Here is a 14,874-nt window from a genome sequence, read left to right as displayed (position 1 = left end):
CGGCGTGGTCCAGTGATAGTGCGACAGTGCCTGCGGCCTGCCGCTTGCGCGCTATCAAAGGAGATCGACCGTGAACGATTCGTCAGCCAACAGCGAGCGTGCATTGATCCTGGCTCCGCCAGCGATCAGTGGCCTGGCGCTGAGCCTGCTGGACCAGGCCGGTGTCAGTGCGTTGGCCATCGATACCCTGGAGGAACTGGGCGGCGCGCTGGACCACGGCGCCGGCATGGCCATCATCGCCCACACCTGTCTCGACCGCTTCAATCACTCGGCGCTGCAACATTACCTGGGCCATCAGCCCCAGTGGTCAGACCTGCCGGTGGTGTTGCTCGGCGACGGCGAGCGCCATGTGAGCAGCAGCCCCGAGCTGTGCCTGGGCCTGGGCAACCTGTTCGTACTGCCGTTTCCCTTCCCCGATCAGGACCTGCTCGACCTCACGCACTCATCGCTGCGTGCCCGCCGCCGGCAGTATTACTCCTGTCAGCAGGGCATGGAGCTGGCCAGCCTGCAGCAACAGACCGAGGAGCGGGTGCGCCACCTGCGCGAAGAAGAACAGCGCCTGCGCCACGACGAGAAGATGGAAGCCATCGGCCAACTGGCAGGCGGCGTTGCCCATGACTTCAACAACCTGCTCACCGGTATCGGCGGCAGCCTTGAACTGATCCGCCAACGCCTGAACCAGAAGCGCCCCGAAGACATCCCCAAGCTGGTGGACATCGGCCTGAGCGCGGTGCAACGCGCGGCCAGCATCACCCATCGGCTGCTGGCGTTTTCCAGCCGGCAATCGCTGGACGACCGCCCAGTGCAACTCGCCGCGCTGCTGGAGCGCAAACGGCTGGGCAGCCTGCTGGGACCGGGCGTGCGCCTGCAGGTGCAGATCGACGAACAGGTGTGGCCGGCCAAGGCCGATGCCCGGCAATTGCAGGAAGCCCTCGACAACCTGTTGGTCAATGCCCGCGACGCCCTGCCCGAAGGCGGCGAAGTGCGTATCGTGGTGAGCAATCGTCACCTGCCCCGCCCGCTGCCCGAGGCCCACCCGCTGGCCGGCTCCGACTTTGTCCGGATCAGCGTCAGCGACAACGGTTGCGGCATGCCGCAAAGCACCGTCGACCGGGCCTTCGATCCCTTCTTCACGACCAAGCCGATGGGCCAGGGCACCGGCCTCGGCCTGTCGATGGTCTATGGCTTCAGCCGCCAGTCCCATGGCCACGTCAACCTGCACAGCCGCGTCGGCCAGGGCACCGAGGTCGAGTTGCTGTTGCCGCGGCATCACCCGGAAAGCCCCGATCCGGTGCTCGCCGAAGCGGTCAGGGCACAGGGCAGCAACGAGCGCCGGGTGCTTATCGTCGAGTCCGACAACACCGTGCGCCAACTGGTGCGCAACACCTTGTCCGAACAGGGCTACCAGTGCCAGGACGTCTCCGACGGCAACCTGGCCCTGACCTTGCTGCGCTCCGGCCGGGCCTATGACCTGTTGATCTGCAATGTCGGCCTGCCCGGCATGAGCGGTCGCCAATTGGCCGAGGTGGCGCGCAAGTTGCGCACCGGCCTGCGGGTGCTGTTTATCACCGGTTATGCCGAGCAGGCGTCGGCCCATCTGGGCCGTCTCGACCCCGGCATGCAGGTGCTGAACAAGCCCTTCAGCTTCGGCCAGTTGCAAGACAAGGTGGCGCAGATGCTGAGTAGCGAGGGCACTTCATGAGTCAGGCGCAACGCCCGGTGGACCTGACCGAGGTGGCGCCGCTGGAGGTCCTGCGGGTGCTGACGGTGAACGTGCACAAGGGCTTCAGCCCGCTGAACCGGCGCTACGTCTTGCCGGAATTGCGCGAGGCGGTACGCAGCCACCACGCCGACCTGGTGTTTCTCCAGGAAGTCTTGGGCAGCCACAGCCGCCACGGCGAGCGCTATCCCGGCTGGTCGCCGCAGCCACAATACGAATTTCTCGCCGACAGCCTGTGGCCGGTGTTCGCCTACGGGCGCAACGCGGTGTACCCGGACGGCGAGCACGGTAACGCGCTGCTGTCGAAGTTTCCGATCCTCGAGCACCAGAACCTTGACGTCAGCGTCGGCGGCAGCGAGCAGCGCGGCTTGCTGCATTCGGTGTTGTCGCTGCCGGCCGGCCAGCAGCTCCATGCCATCTGCGTGCACCTGGGCCTGGACGAAAAGCAGCGCAGCCAACAACTGGCGCTGCTGTGCCGGCTGCTCGACAGCCTGCCGGCGGACGCCCCGGTGGTGGTGGCCGGCGACTTCAACGACTGGCGCCAGCGCGCCGATCAGGTGCTGGCGGCCAGCGGCCTGTTCGAAGTGTTCAGCCAGACATTTGGCGCGCCGGCGCGCAGCTTTCCGGCGCGCTGGCCGCTGCTGCGCCTGGACCGCATCTACCTGCGCAACGCCCGGGCCCGCGCGCCACGGGTGATGGCGCGCAAACCCTGGTCGCACCTGTCCGATCACCTGCCACTCTGTGTAGAGGTACTGCTATGAACACCGAATGGCGCGACGAAAACCACGTGCAACTGCTGATCAACGGCGAGGAATATTACCCGGCGGCGTTCGAGGCGATCCGCCAGGCCCATGAAGAAGTGCTGCTGGAAACCTTCATCATTTACGAAGACAAGGTCGGCCTCGAACTGCAACAGGCGCTGATCGACGCCGCCCGCCGTGGCGTGCGGGTCAAGGTGCTGGTAGACGGCTACGGCACCGCGGAACTGAGCCACGCGTACCTGCAGGCGCTGTTCGATGCCGGCGTCGAGTTGCAGGCCTTCGATCCCAGCCCGATGCGCCTGGGCGTGCGCACCAACCTGTTCCGCCGGCTGCACCGCAAGATCCTGGTGATCGACGGCAGCCTGGGCTTCATCGGCGGGATCAATTATTCGGCGGACCACCTGGGCGATTTCGGCGACATGGCCAAGCAGGACTACGCCGTGCAGGTCCGCGGCCCGATCGTCGATGACCTGCGCCAGGCCACCCTCAAGCTGCTCGACAGCCGCGCCCGCCTTGGCGGCCGCCACCGTGCGTGGTGGCGTCGCGCGCCGGTGCTGCAACCGGACAGCGAGCAAGCGCGAATGCGCCTGTGCATTCGCGACAACGACGAGCACCCCACCGATATCGAGCAGCATTACCTGCGGGCCATCGTCAGCGCCCATGAACGGATCATCATCGCCAACGCCTATTTCTTCCCCGGCTACCGCCTGCTGCGGGCCTTGCGCAACGCCGCCCGCCGCGGGGTCGACGTGACCCTGGTGTTGCAGGGCATGCCCGACATGCCGTGGGTGCGGCTGTGTTCGCGGTTGCTCTACAACTACCTGCTGCGCGACGGGGTGAAAATCCACGAGTACTGCGAACGCCCGCTGCACGGCAAGGTGGCGCTGGTGGACCGGCACTGGTCGACCGTGGGCTCGAGCAACCTCGACCCGCTGAGCCTGTCGCTGAACCTGGAGGCCAACCTGGTGATCCGCGACGAAGCCTTCAACCAGCGCCTGTTCGAGCACCTCGATGAGCTGATGCACAAACGCTGCAAGCGGGTGACCCTGCAACGGGTGCTGCGCGGCTACTGGTGGCGAGCGCCGCTGATCTTCCTGACGTTCCACTTCACCCGCTACTTTCCCGCGCTGGTCGGCTGGCTGCCGGCGCACAAGCCACGGCTCAAGCCGCTGTACCAGGCCGACATCGGTCAGGAGCGGCTGTCATGAAGGGTCGTCATTCGCTGTGGAAACGCGCACGGCAGGTGCTGACCGTGGCCTTTTTCATCCTCGTCCCGGTGCTGTTGTTCATGCTGCTGCGCAACCAGGACTGGGGCGAGGTCTGGCAGGCACTGACCTCCTACCGCCCCAGCGTACTGCTGACCGCCCTCGGGTTCGTCGCCTGCAGTTTCACCCTGTTCGCCAGCTACGACCTGCTGGGCCGGCGCTACACCGGGCACACATTGCCGGTGCGCCGCGTGCTGCCGCTGGCGTTCGTCTGCTACGCCTTCAACCTCAACCTGAGCGCCTGGGTCGGCGGCGTGGCGCTGCGCTATCGGTTGTATTCACGGCTGGGACTGGACACGCCGACCATCACCCGGATCCTCGGCCTTGGCCTGGTCACCAACTGGCTGGGTTATCTGCTGGTGGCCGGCAGCCTTTTCGCCATGGGATTCCCGCGCCTGCCGGCGGGGCTGGAAATCGGCAGCACCGGGCTGCGTCTGATCGGTATCGGCATGCTGCTGGTGGCGCTGGCGTACCTGCTGGCATGCCGCTTCTCCCGACGTCGAAAATGGCAGGTACGCGGGCAGGAAATCCGCCTGCCGTCCTGGCGCCTGGCGCTGCTGCAAGCAGTGATGGGCGCCGGCAACTGGGCGCTGATGGGGCTGGTGGTGTACACGCTGCTGCCGGACAAGGCCGGCTATCCGACCATTCTCGCCATTCTGATGGTCAGCAGCATTGCCGGGGTTATTACTCATATCCCGGCGGGGCTGGGGGTGCTGGAGAGTGTGTTCATCACCCTGCTGCAAGGGCAATACAGCCAGGGCACGCTGCTGGCGGCGCTGATCGGCTATCGGGCGGTGTATTTCCTGCTGCCGTTGCTGGTGGCGCTGGCGGTGTATTTGGTGCTGGAGCGTCTGGCCAGCCGGGCCGGTCAGACTGAACGCACCTCCCCTTCCGCCAACAGTGGCCGGGTCGGGTGAAGCATGGCGGTGACTTTATGCACCAGCGCGTCGAGGCCGAAGGGCTTGGTCATCAGTTCGAGGCCCGGTGCGAGCATATCGCGGGGGTCGAGGGCCTCTTCGGTGAATCCGGTGATGAACAGCACCGGCAGGTCCGGTGAACGGCTGCGCAAGCGCTGTGCTACCTGAACGCCGCTGATCCCGCCCGACAGGCCGATATCGGAAACCACCAGATCGATCGGGCCGGCGCTGTCGTACAACGCCAGGCCGCTGGTGGCATCCGCGGCGTCCAGCACCTCCAGCCCCTGATCCATCAGCGCCTCCTTGATCAACATGCGCAGGTTCGGCTCGTCATCGATCAGCAAGATGCGCTCGTTGCGCAATTGCGCCGGGCTTGCCGGCAGCACTTTAAGAGGTTGCGGCAGCGGCAGCGACGGGCCGACGTAGCGCGGCAGCAACAATTCGATGCGGGTGCCGCGGCCCTCTTCCGAGGTGATCCACACGCCGCCGCCGGACTGGCGGACGAAACCGTAGACCATCGACAAGCCCAGGCCAGTGCCCTCGCCCACGGGTTTAGTGGTGAAGAACGGATCGAAGGCGCGCTGCACAATCTCTGCGGCCATGCCGCAACCATCGTCTTCCACCCGCAGGCAGCAGTAGTCGCCGGGCGGCAGATCGCGCCCCGGGATGGCGGTCTCGCAACGCTCATTGCTGGTGCTGATCTTCAGGCTGCCACGGCGGTTCATGGCATCGCGGGCATTGGCGCAGAGGTTGATCAGGGCGTTTTCCATCTGGCTGATATCGACCAGCATCAGCCAGGGCCGCGGGTCGACCTGGAGTTGCAGGTTCACGTCCGGGCCTATCACCTGGAGAATCAGCGGCTGGATGTCATTGAGCAGGTCGTTCAGGTCGGTGGGACGCGGCGACAGCGGCTGGCGACGGGAGAAGGCGAGCAGCCGGTGAGTGAGTTGCGCGGCACGTTCGGAAGCCTGGCGGGCGGCGTGCAGGTATTTGCCGAGGTCCTGGGTCTGGCCCTTGGCGACGCGCCGTTCGAGCATTTCCAGGCTGGCGCTGATGCCCGCCAGCAGGTTGTTGAAATCGTGGGCCATGCCCCCGGTCAACTGGCCGACGGCCTCCATCTTCTGGCCATGGCGCAGCAGTTCCTCGGCCTGGCGCAAGGCCATTTCACGCTCGCGCTCCTGGGTAATGTCGCGCCCCACCAAGGTAACGCTGCCGGCACCGGGCATGACGCCGAAGCTGAACCAGCGGTAGTGCCCGTCGACATGGCGCAAGCGCCCTTCGCCGCTTTGCTGGGTGCCATCGAGCAACTGGGCGAGATTGGCGGCGTCATCCGGGTGACCGATATCGAGCAGGGTCTGCCCGACAATCCCGTCGTCCCAGCCAAGCTGTTGCCGGCACGCCGGGTTGACGATGCGCAGGCGCAAATCACCCTGCACCACCAGCATCAGGTCGCTGGACAGTTCCCACAAACGCTGGTGCTCGGTGGAGCGCTCCTGAACCTGTTTCTCGAACGAACAGGCCAGATCACGCCATTGGCGTTCCGATTCGACGTTGCTGGTGGTCTCCAGCACGGTGTCGAGAAAACCGACCACATCGCCGTTCTCGTCCCGGACCGGGCTGTAGGAAAACGTGAAATAAACCTGCTCCAGCACGCCGTTGCGGCTGGTCACCAGCGGCAGGTTCTCCTGGAACACCGCCTCGCCCTGCAGGGCCCGGAACGCCAAGGCGCCGACATCGTGCCAGACGTCGCTCCAGACTTCGTGGAAGCCACGCCCCAAGGGCGCCGGCTTGGTGCCGAGAATGGGCACGAAGGCATCGTTGTGGATACTGACCATGTCACGGCCCCAGACCAGGCAGCCGGGAAACTTGGACGCCAGCAACAAATCGACGGCGATACGCAGCGAGGCCGGCCAGCGATGCATCGGCCCAAGGGAGGTCTTGCTCCAGTCGAACTGACGGACCTCTTCGCTCATTCCGCCTTGCTGAAGCGGGCGGGGTTCGACATGAATGATGTGCATGTTCGAGTCGCTTCCTTACAGGTACTCAGGCTTCGGACTCCTGCCCGATGTCTTCGTTCCAGAGGGCGGGTTGCGCCTGAATGAACTGGCGCATCAGCCCGATGCAGTGCTCATCCTGTAGCACTGTGACCTGCACCCCACGTTCCCGCAACAAGGCTTCTTCGCCGAGGAACGTGTGGTTTTCGCCAACTACCACTTCACGGATACCGTAGAGCAGGATCGCCCCGCTGCACATCGAACACGGCGACAGCGTGGTATACAGCGTGGCCTCGGCATAAACGCTGGCGTTCTGCCGGCCAGCGTTCTCGAAAGCGTCCATCTCGCCATGCAGCACCACACTGCCCTGCTGCACCCGGCGGTTGTGGCCACGGCCGATGATCCGGCCCTCGTGGACGATCACCGAACCGATGGGAATGCCCCCTTCTGCCAGCCCCTTGCGCGCCTCGTCGATGGCGGCCTGCATGAAAACCTGCGATTGCTCCTGGGCACCTGCCATGTCCGGCTCTCCTGATTCAAGGCATCAAGGTTAAACGCTAGCACATCGCCATAGCCGATGGCGGGCTTTTCCTGGACGACTATGCTGTATACGTTTTGCTGTCCACGAATTGCCGCCTGTGCAACCCCTTCAAAAGGATCACCGCAATGAGCAAGCAAGTTCTGGTGGTGCTGACCAACACAGCCAAATACCCCAACCTGAAACGCGCCACCGGCCTGTGGCTGGGCGAAGCGGTGCATTTCGCCGATGTGCTGCAAAAGGCCGGTTACCACGTCGATTACGTCAGCCCCACCGGCGGCTATGTGCCGGTCGACCCGCACAGCCTGAGCATGGCCCAGGACATCGACTGGCAATGGTACGACGACAAGGCCTTCATGAACCGCCTTGGCACCACTCTGGCGCCGGGCCAGGTCAAGGCCCGGGACTACCAGGCCATTTATTACGCCGGTGGCCATGGTGTGATCTGGGACTTTCCCGACAACCATGACCTGCAAGAAATCGCCCGGCAGATTTTCGAGAACGGTGGTGTCGTCTCCTCGGTCTGCCATGGTGCGGTGGGCCTGCTGAACATCAAGCTCAGCGACAACAGCCTGCTGGTCAAGGACCGCGAAGTGACCGGTTTCTCCAACATCGAGGAGCAACTGGTCGAGCTGGACAAAGTCGTGCCCTACCTGACCGAAACCGAGCTGAGCGCCCGCGGCGGCCTCTATTGCAAGACCGAGGAGCCTTGGCAAGCCTTCGCCATTGCCGATCAGAAGGAAGGTCGGCTGATCACCGGGCAGAACCCGGCCTCCGGCGCCGCGGTGGGCCACTTGGTGGTGGCCGCCCTGGCAGGCAAAAGCGGCCGTTAGCCAGCGACGACGAAGCGACCATTCACACACGCCATGTCTGGCTCTCGTACAGGAGTGGTGTATAGCGCTCACTTATGCTGATCGGCTTCGGCCCGGCGACTTTCCCCACGCCGGGCCCTGCCCTCCAACATAGGTGAACCATGCCCTCTCGTACTTTTGATTCCGGTCGTGCGCTGCTCGAACTGCTCACCACGTTGTTGATCGGTCTGGCACCTGTCGCCTGCGGCCTGCTGGTGATGGCGTGGCAGGTGGACAAGAAGCTCGAAGAGTCCGTCGATGCCGCCCAGCGCGAAGCCTTGCGGCGCGTTGACGGGCTGATCGAGTCCCTGCACGGAGCCAGCAACAAGGTACTCAACCTCGCAGAGTTACCGTGCGACAAGGCCCTGCCGACGCTGTACACCGAGGTGGTGGCAAATCCCGAGCTGCGTTCGCTGACACTGGTCCGGGAGAATCGTGCTTATTGCAGCACCCTGCGCGGGGAGTCCGGGCTGCTGGTGGATCCCGGCGACTACTTCAATCACCGGCTGCGCCTGGAACCGGGCAACGACAACACCCCGGACTCGGCGATTCTCTACTACCGCTTGCAGGAATATCCCTACGGTGTACTGGCGGTGGCTGACGGCGCGATTCTTCAGCGCCTGCTGAATGGCATCCGTGAGCCGGCCAATGTGATCCTGCAATTCGGGCCGACATCGATCGGCGCCAGCGGCGAGGTGCAGGAGAACGCCGGCATCGTGGACATGGAGCAGTACGCGAGCCTGGTCTCGCCGATGTACGGCTACACCCTGCACGTCGGCTATCGGCCGGGCCACACCGCCCGGCAGTTGCTGGAAAACAGCCTGGCCGTCGCCCCGTCGCTGCTGTTGGTCGGCCTGATGACCGCCATCGGTAGCTACTGGGCGATGTACCGTCGACGCCAGCCCACCGCGCGGCGGGTGTGAAATGGGCTTAAGGATGCAAGGCGGTTGAACCTGTGGGGCCTTTCGCGAGCAAGCTCGCTCCTACAGCATCATGAGCCGCGCCGCTCGTGCAGGAGCGAGCTTGCTCGCGAAGGGCCACTGAAAACCCATAAAAAAACGCCGGCATGCCGGCGTTTTTTTGCTTTCAGCTAGTCAGTCGGCGCTAAGCACGCCACGACGAACCTGGTCACGCTCGATCGACTCGAACAGTGCCTTGAAGTTGCCCTCGCCGAAACCATCGTCGCCTTTGCGCTGGATGAATTCGAAGAACACCGGGCCCATCAGGGTTTCCGAGAAGATCTGCAGCAGCAGGCGTTTGTCATCCGGGTTGGACGAGCCGTCCAGCAGGATCCCGCGGGACTGCAGTTCTTCGGTCGGCTCGCCGTGATCCGGCAGGCGACCCTGGAGCATTTCATAGTAGGTTTCCGGCGGCGCGGTCATGAAGCGCATGCCCATCTGTTTCAGGGTATCCCAGCTCTTGAGCAGGTCGTCGGTGAGGAAGGCGACGTGCTGGATCCCTTCGCCGTTGAACTGCATCAGGAACTCTTCAATCTGCCCGGCGCCCTTTGACGACTCTTCGTTCAGCGGGATGCGGATCATGCCGTCCGGCGCGGTCATGGCCTTGGAAGTCAGGCCGGTGTATTCGCCCTTGATGTCGAAGTAGCGGATCTCGCGGAAGTTGAACAGCTTCTCGTAGAAGCCGGCCCAGTAGGCCATGCGCCCGCGATAGACGTTGTGGGTCAGGTGATCAATGAGCTTCAGCCCGGCGCCGACCGGATTGCGGTCGACACCTTCGATGAAGTTGAAGTCGATGTCATAGATCGAGCTGCCTTCTTCGAAGCGGTCGATCAGGTACAGCGGCGCACCGCCAATACCCTTGATCGCCGGCAGGCGCAGTTCCATCGGGCCGGTTTCGATTTCCACCGGCTGCGCGCCCAGCTCCAGGGCCCGGGCGTAGGCGGCATGGGCGTTGCGCACGCGGAAGGCCATGCCGCAGACCGACGGGCCATGCTCGGCGGCGAAATACGACGCGACGCTTTTCGGCTCGTTGTTCAGGATCAGGTTGATATCGCCCTGACGGTACAGGTGGACGTCCTTGGAGCGGTGGGTGGCGACCTTGGTGAAGCCCATGATCTGGAAGATCGGCTCAAGGGTGCCCGGGGTCGGCGAGGCGAATTCAATGAATTCGAAGCCCATCAGGCCCATCGGGTTCTCGAAGATATCTGCCATGTTCGTATTCCTCATCATCAAAACGGTTCAATAACGGTTGTAGCCAGCGTTACCTGCGGTCGATGCGGAAGAATCTGGTGGCGCGCAAGAGATGCCCCTCACACTGCGGGCGAGGTAGTCACCATAAATCAGTTTGAACCCATGACACTTCATAGGGGACCATTCCCGGCGGGCTTGATTCCCCATGAGGCGGGGAACCTTATTATTGTATGCGTAACGCGATTCTACAGGGCGTAAATGAATTTGTCGCGCACCGCGTACAGGCCCCGCCCCACCTACAACCGATAGCAGGCGCCCCGCCCCGGCGCCCGGTTATCTCTCCGCTATCATGAGCGAACACCAAACACACGGACGGACCCGGCATGCCTCTGCAGTATTCCCGTAACCGCGGCCGCCTCACGCGCCGCCTGGTGCCTTGGCTGGTGGGCGCGGTCCCGGTGGTCTGCGGCCTGGCGATCATGCACTGGCAGGCCCAACGCGAATTGCAGGCGCGGGCGCTGGGCAGCGCGCATGAAGCGGTCAGCCACCTGGAGCGGGTGCTGGACAACGTCGCCGGTGCCGCCCGCGACTTGCTGCCACTGGCCGGCCAGCCCTGCGAGCAGGTCAACCTGGCGCTGCGCGAACAGGTCACCCGGCGCTCATTCGTACGCTCCACCAACCTGACCTTCCACGACGAGATCTACTGCACCTCGCTGTTCGGCGACTTCCGGGAAAAGGTCAATCCGGCCGACTACACCGAGGGTAGCCTGTGGCTGATGAACGGCAACTCGGTGTCACCCGGCCATCCGCTGCTGGTGTACCGCCTCACCGAAGGCGAGAAAGGCGCCATCAGCACCCTCGACGGCGACCACCTGACCAGCGCCCTGCGTCTTATCGCACCGAACATCGACCTGCGTCTGCAGGTCGGCGGGCATTGGATCGACCAGCGCGGCAAGGTCAACGACGGCCCGGTGCCCGGCTACGCCCTGGCGGCCGAGCAAGTGCGCTCGCAGCGCTATGCCTTTTCCCTGCACAGCGGCTTCGGCCCCGGGCAGACCTGGCAACTGATACGCAGCGAATACCCGGCGTTGTTCGGCCTGCTGCTGTTTCTCGGCGTCAGCGCCGGCGCCGCCTGCTACTGGCAGTTGCGCCGCGCTTCGTCGCATCGGGCGGAGCTGCAACGGGCGCTGGATGCCGACGAATTCCTCCCCTACTTCCAGCCCGTAGTGCGCAACGGCGACTACCGTTGGTCCGGCGCCGAAGTGCTGATGCGCTGGCAGCATCCGCGCGAGGGCCTGGTGCGCCCCGACCTGTTCATTCCTTACGCCGAGCACAGCGGCCTGATCGTGCCCATGACCCGGCGCCTGATGGAGAAGGTCGGCGAGCAACTGGCGCCGCTGGCCCATACCTTCGAGGACGGTTTCCACCTGGGCATCAACATCACCGCCGCGCACTGCCAGGACCTCTCCCTGTACGACGATTGCCAGGCACTGCTGGCGCGCTTCCCGCCCGGTCGGGTGAGGCTCACCCTGGAACTGACCGAGCGCACGCCGATCATCCCCAGCGACACCACCGACCACCTGTTCGAACGCCTGCACGCGCTCGGCGTGCTGTTGGCCATCGATGATTTCGGCACCGGCCAGTCGAGCCTGAGCTATCTGCGCCAGTTCGAAGTGGATTACCTGAAGATCGACCAGAGCTTCGTCGCCATGATTGGCGTCGATGCGCTGTCGCTGCACATTCTCGACAGCATCATCGAGCTGTCGGGCAAGCTCGGCCTGGGCATCGTCGCCGAAGGCGTGGAAACCACCGAGCAACGCGACTACCTGGCCCGCTACCAGGTGGATTACCAACAGGGCTACCTGTTTGGCCGGCCCATGCCCCTGAACGACTTCATCAACGCTCTGGCCGAACAACCGACCGGGGCGACGGTTGCCGAACCGGTGGTGCCCCTGAGATCATGACCGGTCAATCCTTCCCCCCGCTTTTCGTTGTATCGAGGCCCCCTTGTCCAGAGGCATTGCTTTATCGGTGATGGCATCCTGCCTGTTTGCCGTGATGTATTACTACACCTCCCTCCTCGCCCCGCTCGATGGCGAGGAAATCTTCGGCTGGCGCATGCTCCTGACCCTGCCATGCATCACCCTGTTCATGCTGATCAGCCGCGACTGGCCGCTGGTCACCGGGCTGCTGGCGCGCATCCGCCGGACCCCGGCGTTACTCCTTGGCCTGTGCGGCACGTCGGCGCTGATGGGCGTGCAATTGTGGCTGTTTCTCTGGGCGCCGCTGCACGGGCGCAGCCTGGAAGTGTCGCTGGGGTATTTCTTACTGCCGCTGACCATGGTCCTGACCGGGCGGTTGGTGTACGGCGAACGCCTGTCGCGCCTGCAGAAAGTGGCGGTGTTTTTTGCCATTACCGGCGTTGGCCACGAACTGTTCCAGCACGGCAGTTTCGCCTGGGAAACCCTGGTGGTGGCCGGTGGTTATCCGATCTATTTCGTGTTGCGCAAACGGCTGCGCACCGATCACCTGGGCGGGCTGTGGGCGGACATGTGCCTGCTGATGCCGGCGGCGCTGTATTTCGTGATCAAGGGCCCGCTGAGCGCGGACGACCTGGCCAGCCATCCGCAACTCTATGGCCTGATCCCGCTGCTGGGGGCGATCAGCGCCCTGGCGCTGATCAGCTACGTGCTGGCAAGCCGGGTGCTAGCGTTCAGCCTGTTCGGCCTGCTCAGCTACGTCGAGCCGGTGCTGTTGGTGATGGTGGCCCTGCTCCTGGGCGAAAGCATCGCCCAGGATCAATGGCTGACGTACCTGCCGATCTGGCTGGCGGTGGTGGTGCTGGTGCTCGAAGGCGTCAGGCACCTGCTCCGTCAGCGGCGCCGGCCGGTGTAAGGCGGACCTGCCGCACCCGCCGTTCCTCGACCTCCACTACCGTCATCCGCCAGTCGTTCCAGGCCAACTGGTCGCCCACCCTCGGCAGGCGATCGAGCAGGCTCATCACCAGCCCGGCGAGGGTCTGGTAGTCGTCGGTCGGCCTGGCGGCAAAACCGATCTGCGCCTGGATCTGGCGCAGGTTCAGCGCACCGCTGACCAAGTAACCCTCCTGGTCGGCGACGATGCCCGGGCCTTCCACTTCACTGGCGTCAGGCAACTCGCCGGCGATCGACTCAAGAATGTCGGTCATGGTCAACACGCCGGTGAAATCACCGAATTCGTTGACCACGAAGGCGATGTGCGTCGACTCGGCGCGCATCTGCTCCAGCGCGTTGAGGATGCTGAAACTCTCCAGCAGGTTCAGCGGCGCACGCATCAGTTGCTCCAGGTCGGGTTGCTCGCCGGCGAGCATGGCCTTGAGCAACTCCTTCTTGTGCACGTAGCCCAGCGGTTCCTCGATGCGGCCACCGCGGATCAGCGGCAGGCGCGAATACGAGGAATTGATCAGCGCGTTGCGGATCACCTCGGGCGGCTGCGCCAGGTCGATGGCATCGACTTCGGCGCGCACGGTCATCACCGTCTTGATCGGTCGCTCGGCGAGGTTCAACACACCGCTGATCATCACCCGCTCGCGGCGGTCGAACAGCACCTGTTCCTCGCCGTCGCCCACCAGGTCGGCGATATCTTCACCGACCTCGTCGGCCTCGACCCGGCGTCCGCCCAGCAGGCGCAGCACGGCATGGGCGGTGCGCTCACGCAGCGGCCGGTGTTCCTGCAGGCTGCGCTTGCGGCGGGCCCGGGCCAACTGGTTGAACAGCTCGATGAGGATCGAGAAACCGATCGCCGCGTACAGGTAGCCCTTCGGAATGTGGAAGCCCAGACCTTCGGCGGTGAGGCTGAAGCCGATCATCATCAGGAAGCCCAGGCACAGCATGATCACCGTCGGGTGGGCGTTGACGAAGCGGGTCAACGGCTTGCTGGCGACGATCATGATGCCGATCGAGAAGATCACCGCGATCATCATGATCGACAGGTGTTCGACCATGCCGACCGCGGTAATCACCGCGTCGAGGGAGAACACCGCGTCGAGCACCACGATCTGCGCCACGATCGGCCAGAACGCCGAATGCCGGACCGGGCCGTTGGCTTGCACCACATGGCCTTCGAGGCGCTCGTGCAGTTCCATGGTGGCCTTGAACAGCAGGAACACACCGCCGAACAGCATGATCAGGTCGCGGCCGGAGAAGGATTTGTCGAACACCTCGAACAGCGGCGCGGTGAGCGTCACCATCCACGAGATCGAGGCCAGCAGGCCCAGGCGCATGATCAGCGCCAGCGACAGACCGATCACCCGCGCGCGGTCGCGCTGATGGGGCGGCAGTTTGTCGGCGAGGATGGCGATAAAGACGAGGTTGTCGATGCCCAGAACCAGTTCAAGGACGATCAGCGTGGCCAGTCCCAGCCACGCGGTGGGATCGGCTAGCCATTCCATGGTTGGGCACTCATGCAGGAAGCGTCGCAAGGACGGTGAAGAAAGGAAGGCCGGAAAGGCCTGCTACTGGGGGGCTCCGAGAACGCTGTCATATCAACCTGAGATCAAAAAAGGGACGTTGATCCTACAGTTGTAGCGGCGTTTTACTACACAGGGAAAGTATTTCAATCTGTGGCGGCAAATTCAGGGCCGCTCTGCCGCCGTGGGGGGGGCCCCCCCGCCCCCCAACCAAAAAAAAAATGTCCGCCC

At 64.2% G+C, this 14,874-nt stretch carries 12 protein-coding genes; 8 read left to right on the top strand and 4 right to left on the bottom strand.

The genetic code is table 11. The features are described 5' to 3' along the window. Positions 1–70 precede the first annotated feature (70 nt). From NTD82_RS11155 to NTD82_RS11140, 4 genes are read left to right on the top strand one after another with little or no spacing between them, the layout of a single operon-like run. Complete coding sequence (locus NTD82_RS11155) at positions 71–1,702, top strand: ATP-binding protein (protein WP_095157525.1); 1,632 nt, start codon at positions 71–73, stop codon at positions 1,700–1,702. After that, positions 1,699–2,481 carry an endonuclease/exonuclease/phosphatase family protein gene (locus NTD82_RS11150; protein ID WP_095157523.1) on the top strand — a complete coding sequence of 261 codons (783 nt, stop codon included), beginning with the start codon at positions 1,699–1,701 and terminating at the stop codon, positions 2,479–2,481. Before NTD82_RS11155 ends, NTD82_RS11150 begins: the two co-directional genes overlap by 4 nt. After that, positions 2,478–3,689 carry a cardiolipin synthase ClsB gene (gene clsB / locus NTD82_RS11145; RefSeq protein WP_095157521.1) on the top strand — a complete coding sequence of 404 codons (1,212 nt, stop codon included), beginning with the start codon at positions 2,478–2,480 and terminating at the stop codon, positions 3,687–3,689. Before NTD82_RS11150 ends, clsB begins: the two co-directional genes overlap by 4 nt. Beyond that, a complete protein-coding gene (locus NTD82_RS11140; RefSeq protein WP_262128788.1) occupies positions 3,686–4,663 on the top strand; it encodes a lysylphosphatidylglycerol synthase domain-containing protein in 978 nt (325 codons plus the stop codon). The genes clsB and NTD82_RS11140 overlap by 4 nt, the downstream gene beginning before the upstream one ends. On the opposite strand, the gene NTD82_RS11135 is transcribed toward NTD82_RS11140, so the two are convergent. Further along, complete coding sequence (locus NTD82_RS11135) at positions 4,615–6,681, bottom strand: PAS domain-containing sensor histidine kinase (protein WP_262128787.1); 2,067 nt, start codon at positions 6,679–6,681, stop codon at positions 4,615–4,617. The genes NTD82_RS11140 and NTD82_RS11135 overlap by 49 nt on opposite strands. A gap of 25 nt (positions 6,682–6,706) precedes the next feature. Further along, positions 6,707–7,177: a nucleoside deaminase gene (locus NTD82_RS11130; RefSeq protein ID WP_262128786.1), complete on the bottom strand. Its 471-nt coding sequence runs from the start codon at positions 7,175–7,177 to the stop codon at positions 6,707–6,709. 146 nt (positions 7,178–7,323) lie between these two features. On the opposite strand from NTD82_RS11130, the gene NTD82_RS11125 reads away from it, so the two are divergent. Together NTD82_RS11125 and NTD82_RS11120 are read left to right on the top strand one after the other, a co-directional pair. Beyond that, positions 7,324–8,028, top strand: a complete 705-nt coding sequence (locus NTD82_RS11125) for a type 1 glutamine amidotransferase domain-containing protein (RefSeq protein WP_262128785.1) — start codon at positions 7,324–7,326, stop codon at positions 8,026–8,028. A 140-nt stretch (positions 8,029–8,168) separates the two neighbouring features. After that, complete coding sequence (locus NTD82_RS11120; RefSeq protein ID WP_095157512.1) at positions 8,169–8,969, top strand: CSS-motif domain-containing protein; 801 nt, start codon at positions 8,169–8,171, stop codon at positions 8,967–8,969. A gap of 171 nt (positions 8,970–9,140) precedes the next feature. Here NTD82_RS11120 and hppD read toward each other — a convergent pair whose 3' ends face one another. Then, positions 9,141–10,217 carry a 4-hydroxyphenylpyruvate dioxygenase gene (gene hppD / locus NTD82_RS11115; protein WP_262128784.1) on the bottom strand — a complete coding sequence of 359 codons (1,077 nt, stop codon included), beginning with the start codon at positions 10,215–10,217 and terminating at the stop codon, positions 9,141–9,143. Positions 10,218–10,579: 362 nt separating this feature from the next. Here hppD and NTD82_RS11110 point away from each other — a divergent pair, with 362 nt between their 5' ends. Together NTD82_RS11110 and rarD are read left to right on the top strand one after the other, a co-directional pair. Then, positions 10,580–12,160, top strand: a complete 1,581-nt coding sequence (locus NTD82_RS11110; RefSeq protein WP_262128783.1) for an EAL domain-containing protein — start codon at positions 10,580–10,582, stop codon at positions 12,158–12,160. 43 nt (positions 12,161–12,203) lie between these two features. Next, positions 12,204–13,091 (top strand): EamA family transporter RarD, encoded by an 888-nt coding sequence (gene rarD, locus NTD82_RS11105; RefSeq protein WP_095157506.1) that lies wholly within the window; start codon positions 12,204–12,206, stop codon positions 13,089–13,091. Here the strand turns inward: rarD and NTD82_RS11100 are convergent. After that, the gene (locus tag NTD82_RS11100; RefSeq protein ID WP_262128782.1) at positions 13,054–14,625 is read right to left on the bottom strand and encodes a TerC family protein; all 1,572 of its coding nucleotides are present in this window, start codon (positions 14,623–14,625) and stop codon (positions 13,054–13,056) included. The genes rarD and NTD82_RS11100 overlap by 38 nt on opposite strands. Positions 14,626–14,874 lie beyond the last annotated feature (249 nt).

The organism is Pseudomonas sp. 5P_5.1_Bac1 (assembly GCF_025466015.1).
GTDB lineage: Bacteria > Pseudomonadota > Gammaproteobacteria > Pseudomonadales > Pseudomonadaceae > Aquipseudomonas.
Note: the sequence above shows the minus strand (reverse complement) of the source record. Positions and strands in the feature narration are given on the sequence as shown.

Excerpts from the sequence above, each read along its gene's own strand:
- NTD82_RS11150 (WP_095157523.1), top strand. The coding sequence starts at position 1,699 with ATGAGTCAGGCGCAACGCCCGGTGGACCTGACCGAGGTGGCGCCGCTG.
- clsB (WP_095157521.1), top strand. The coding sequence starts at position 2,478 with ATGAACACCGAATGGCGCGACGAAAACCACGTGCAACTGCTGATCAAC.
- NTD82_RS11140 (WP_262128788.1), top strand. The coding sequence starts at position 3,686 with ATGAAGGGTCGTCATTCGCTGTGGAAACGCGCACGGCAGGTGCTGACC.
- NTD82_RS11135 (WP_262128787.1), bottom strand. The coding sequence starts at position 6,681 with ATGCACATCATTCATGTCGAACCCCGCCCGCTTCAGCAAGGCGGAATG.
- NTD82_RS11130 (WP_262128786.1), bottom strand. The coding sequence starts at position 7,177 with ATGGCAGGTGCCCAGGAGCAATCGCAGGTTTTCATGCAGGCCGCCATC.
- NTD82_RS11125 (WP_262128785.1), top strand. The coding sequence starts at position 7,324 with ATGAGCAAGCAAGTTCTGGTGGTGCTGACCAACACAGCCAAATACCCC.
- NTD82_RS11120 (WP_095157512.1), top strand. The coding sequence starts at position 8,169 with ATGCCCTCTCGTACTTTTGATTCCGGTCGTGCGCTGCTCGAACTGCTC.
- hppD (WP_262128784.1), bottom strand. The coding sequence starts at position 10,217 with ATGGCAGATATCTTCGAGAACCCGATGGGCCTGATGGGCTTCGAATTC.
- NTD82_RS11110 (WP_262128783.1), top strand. The coding sequence starts at position 10,580 with ATGCCTCTGCAGTATTCCCGTAACCGCGGCCGCCTCACGCGCCGCCTG.
- NTD82_RS11100 (WP_262128782.1), bottom strand. The coding sequence starts at position 14,625 with ATGGAATGGCTAGCCGATCCCACCGCGTGGCTGGGACTGGCCACGCTG.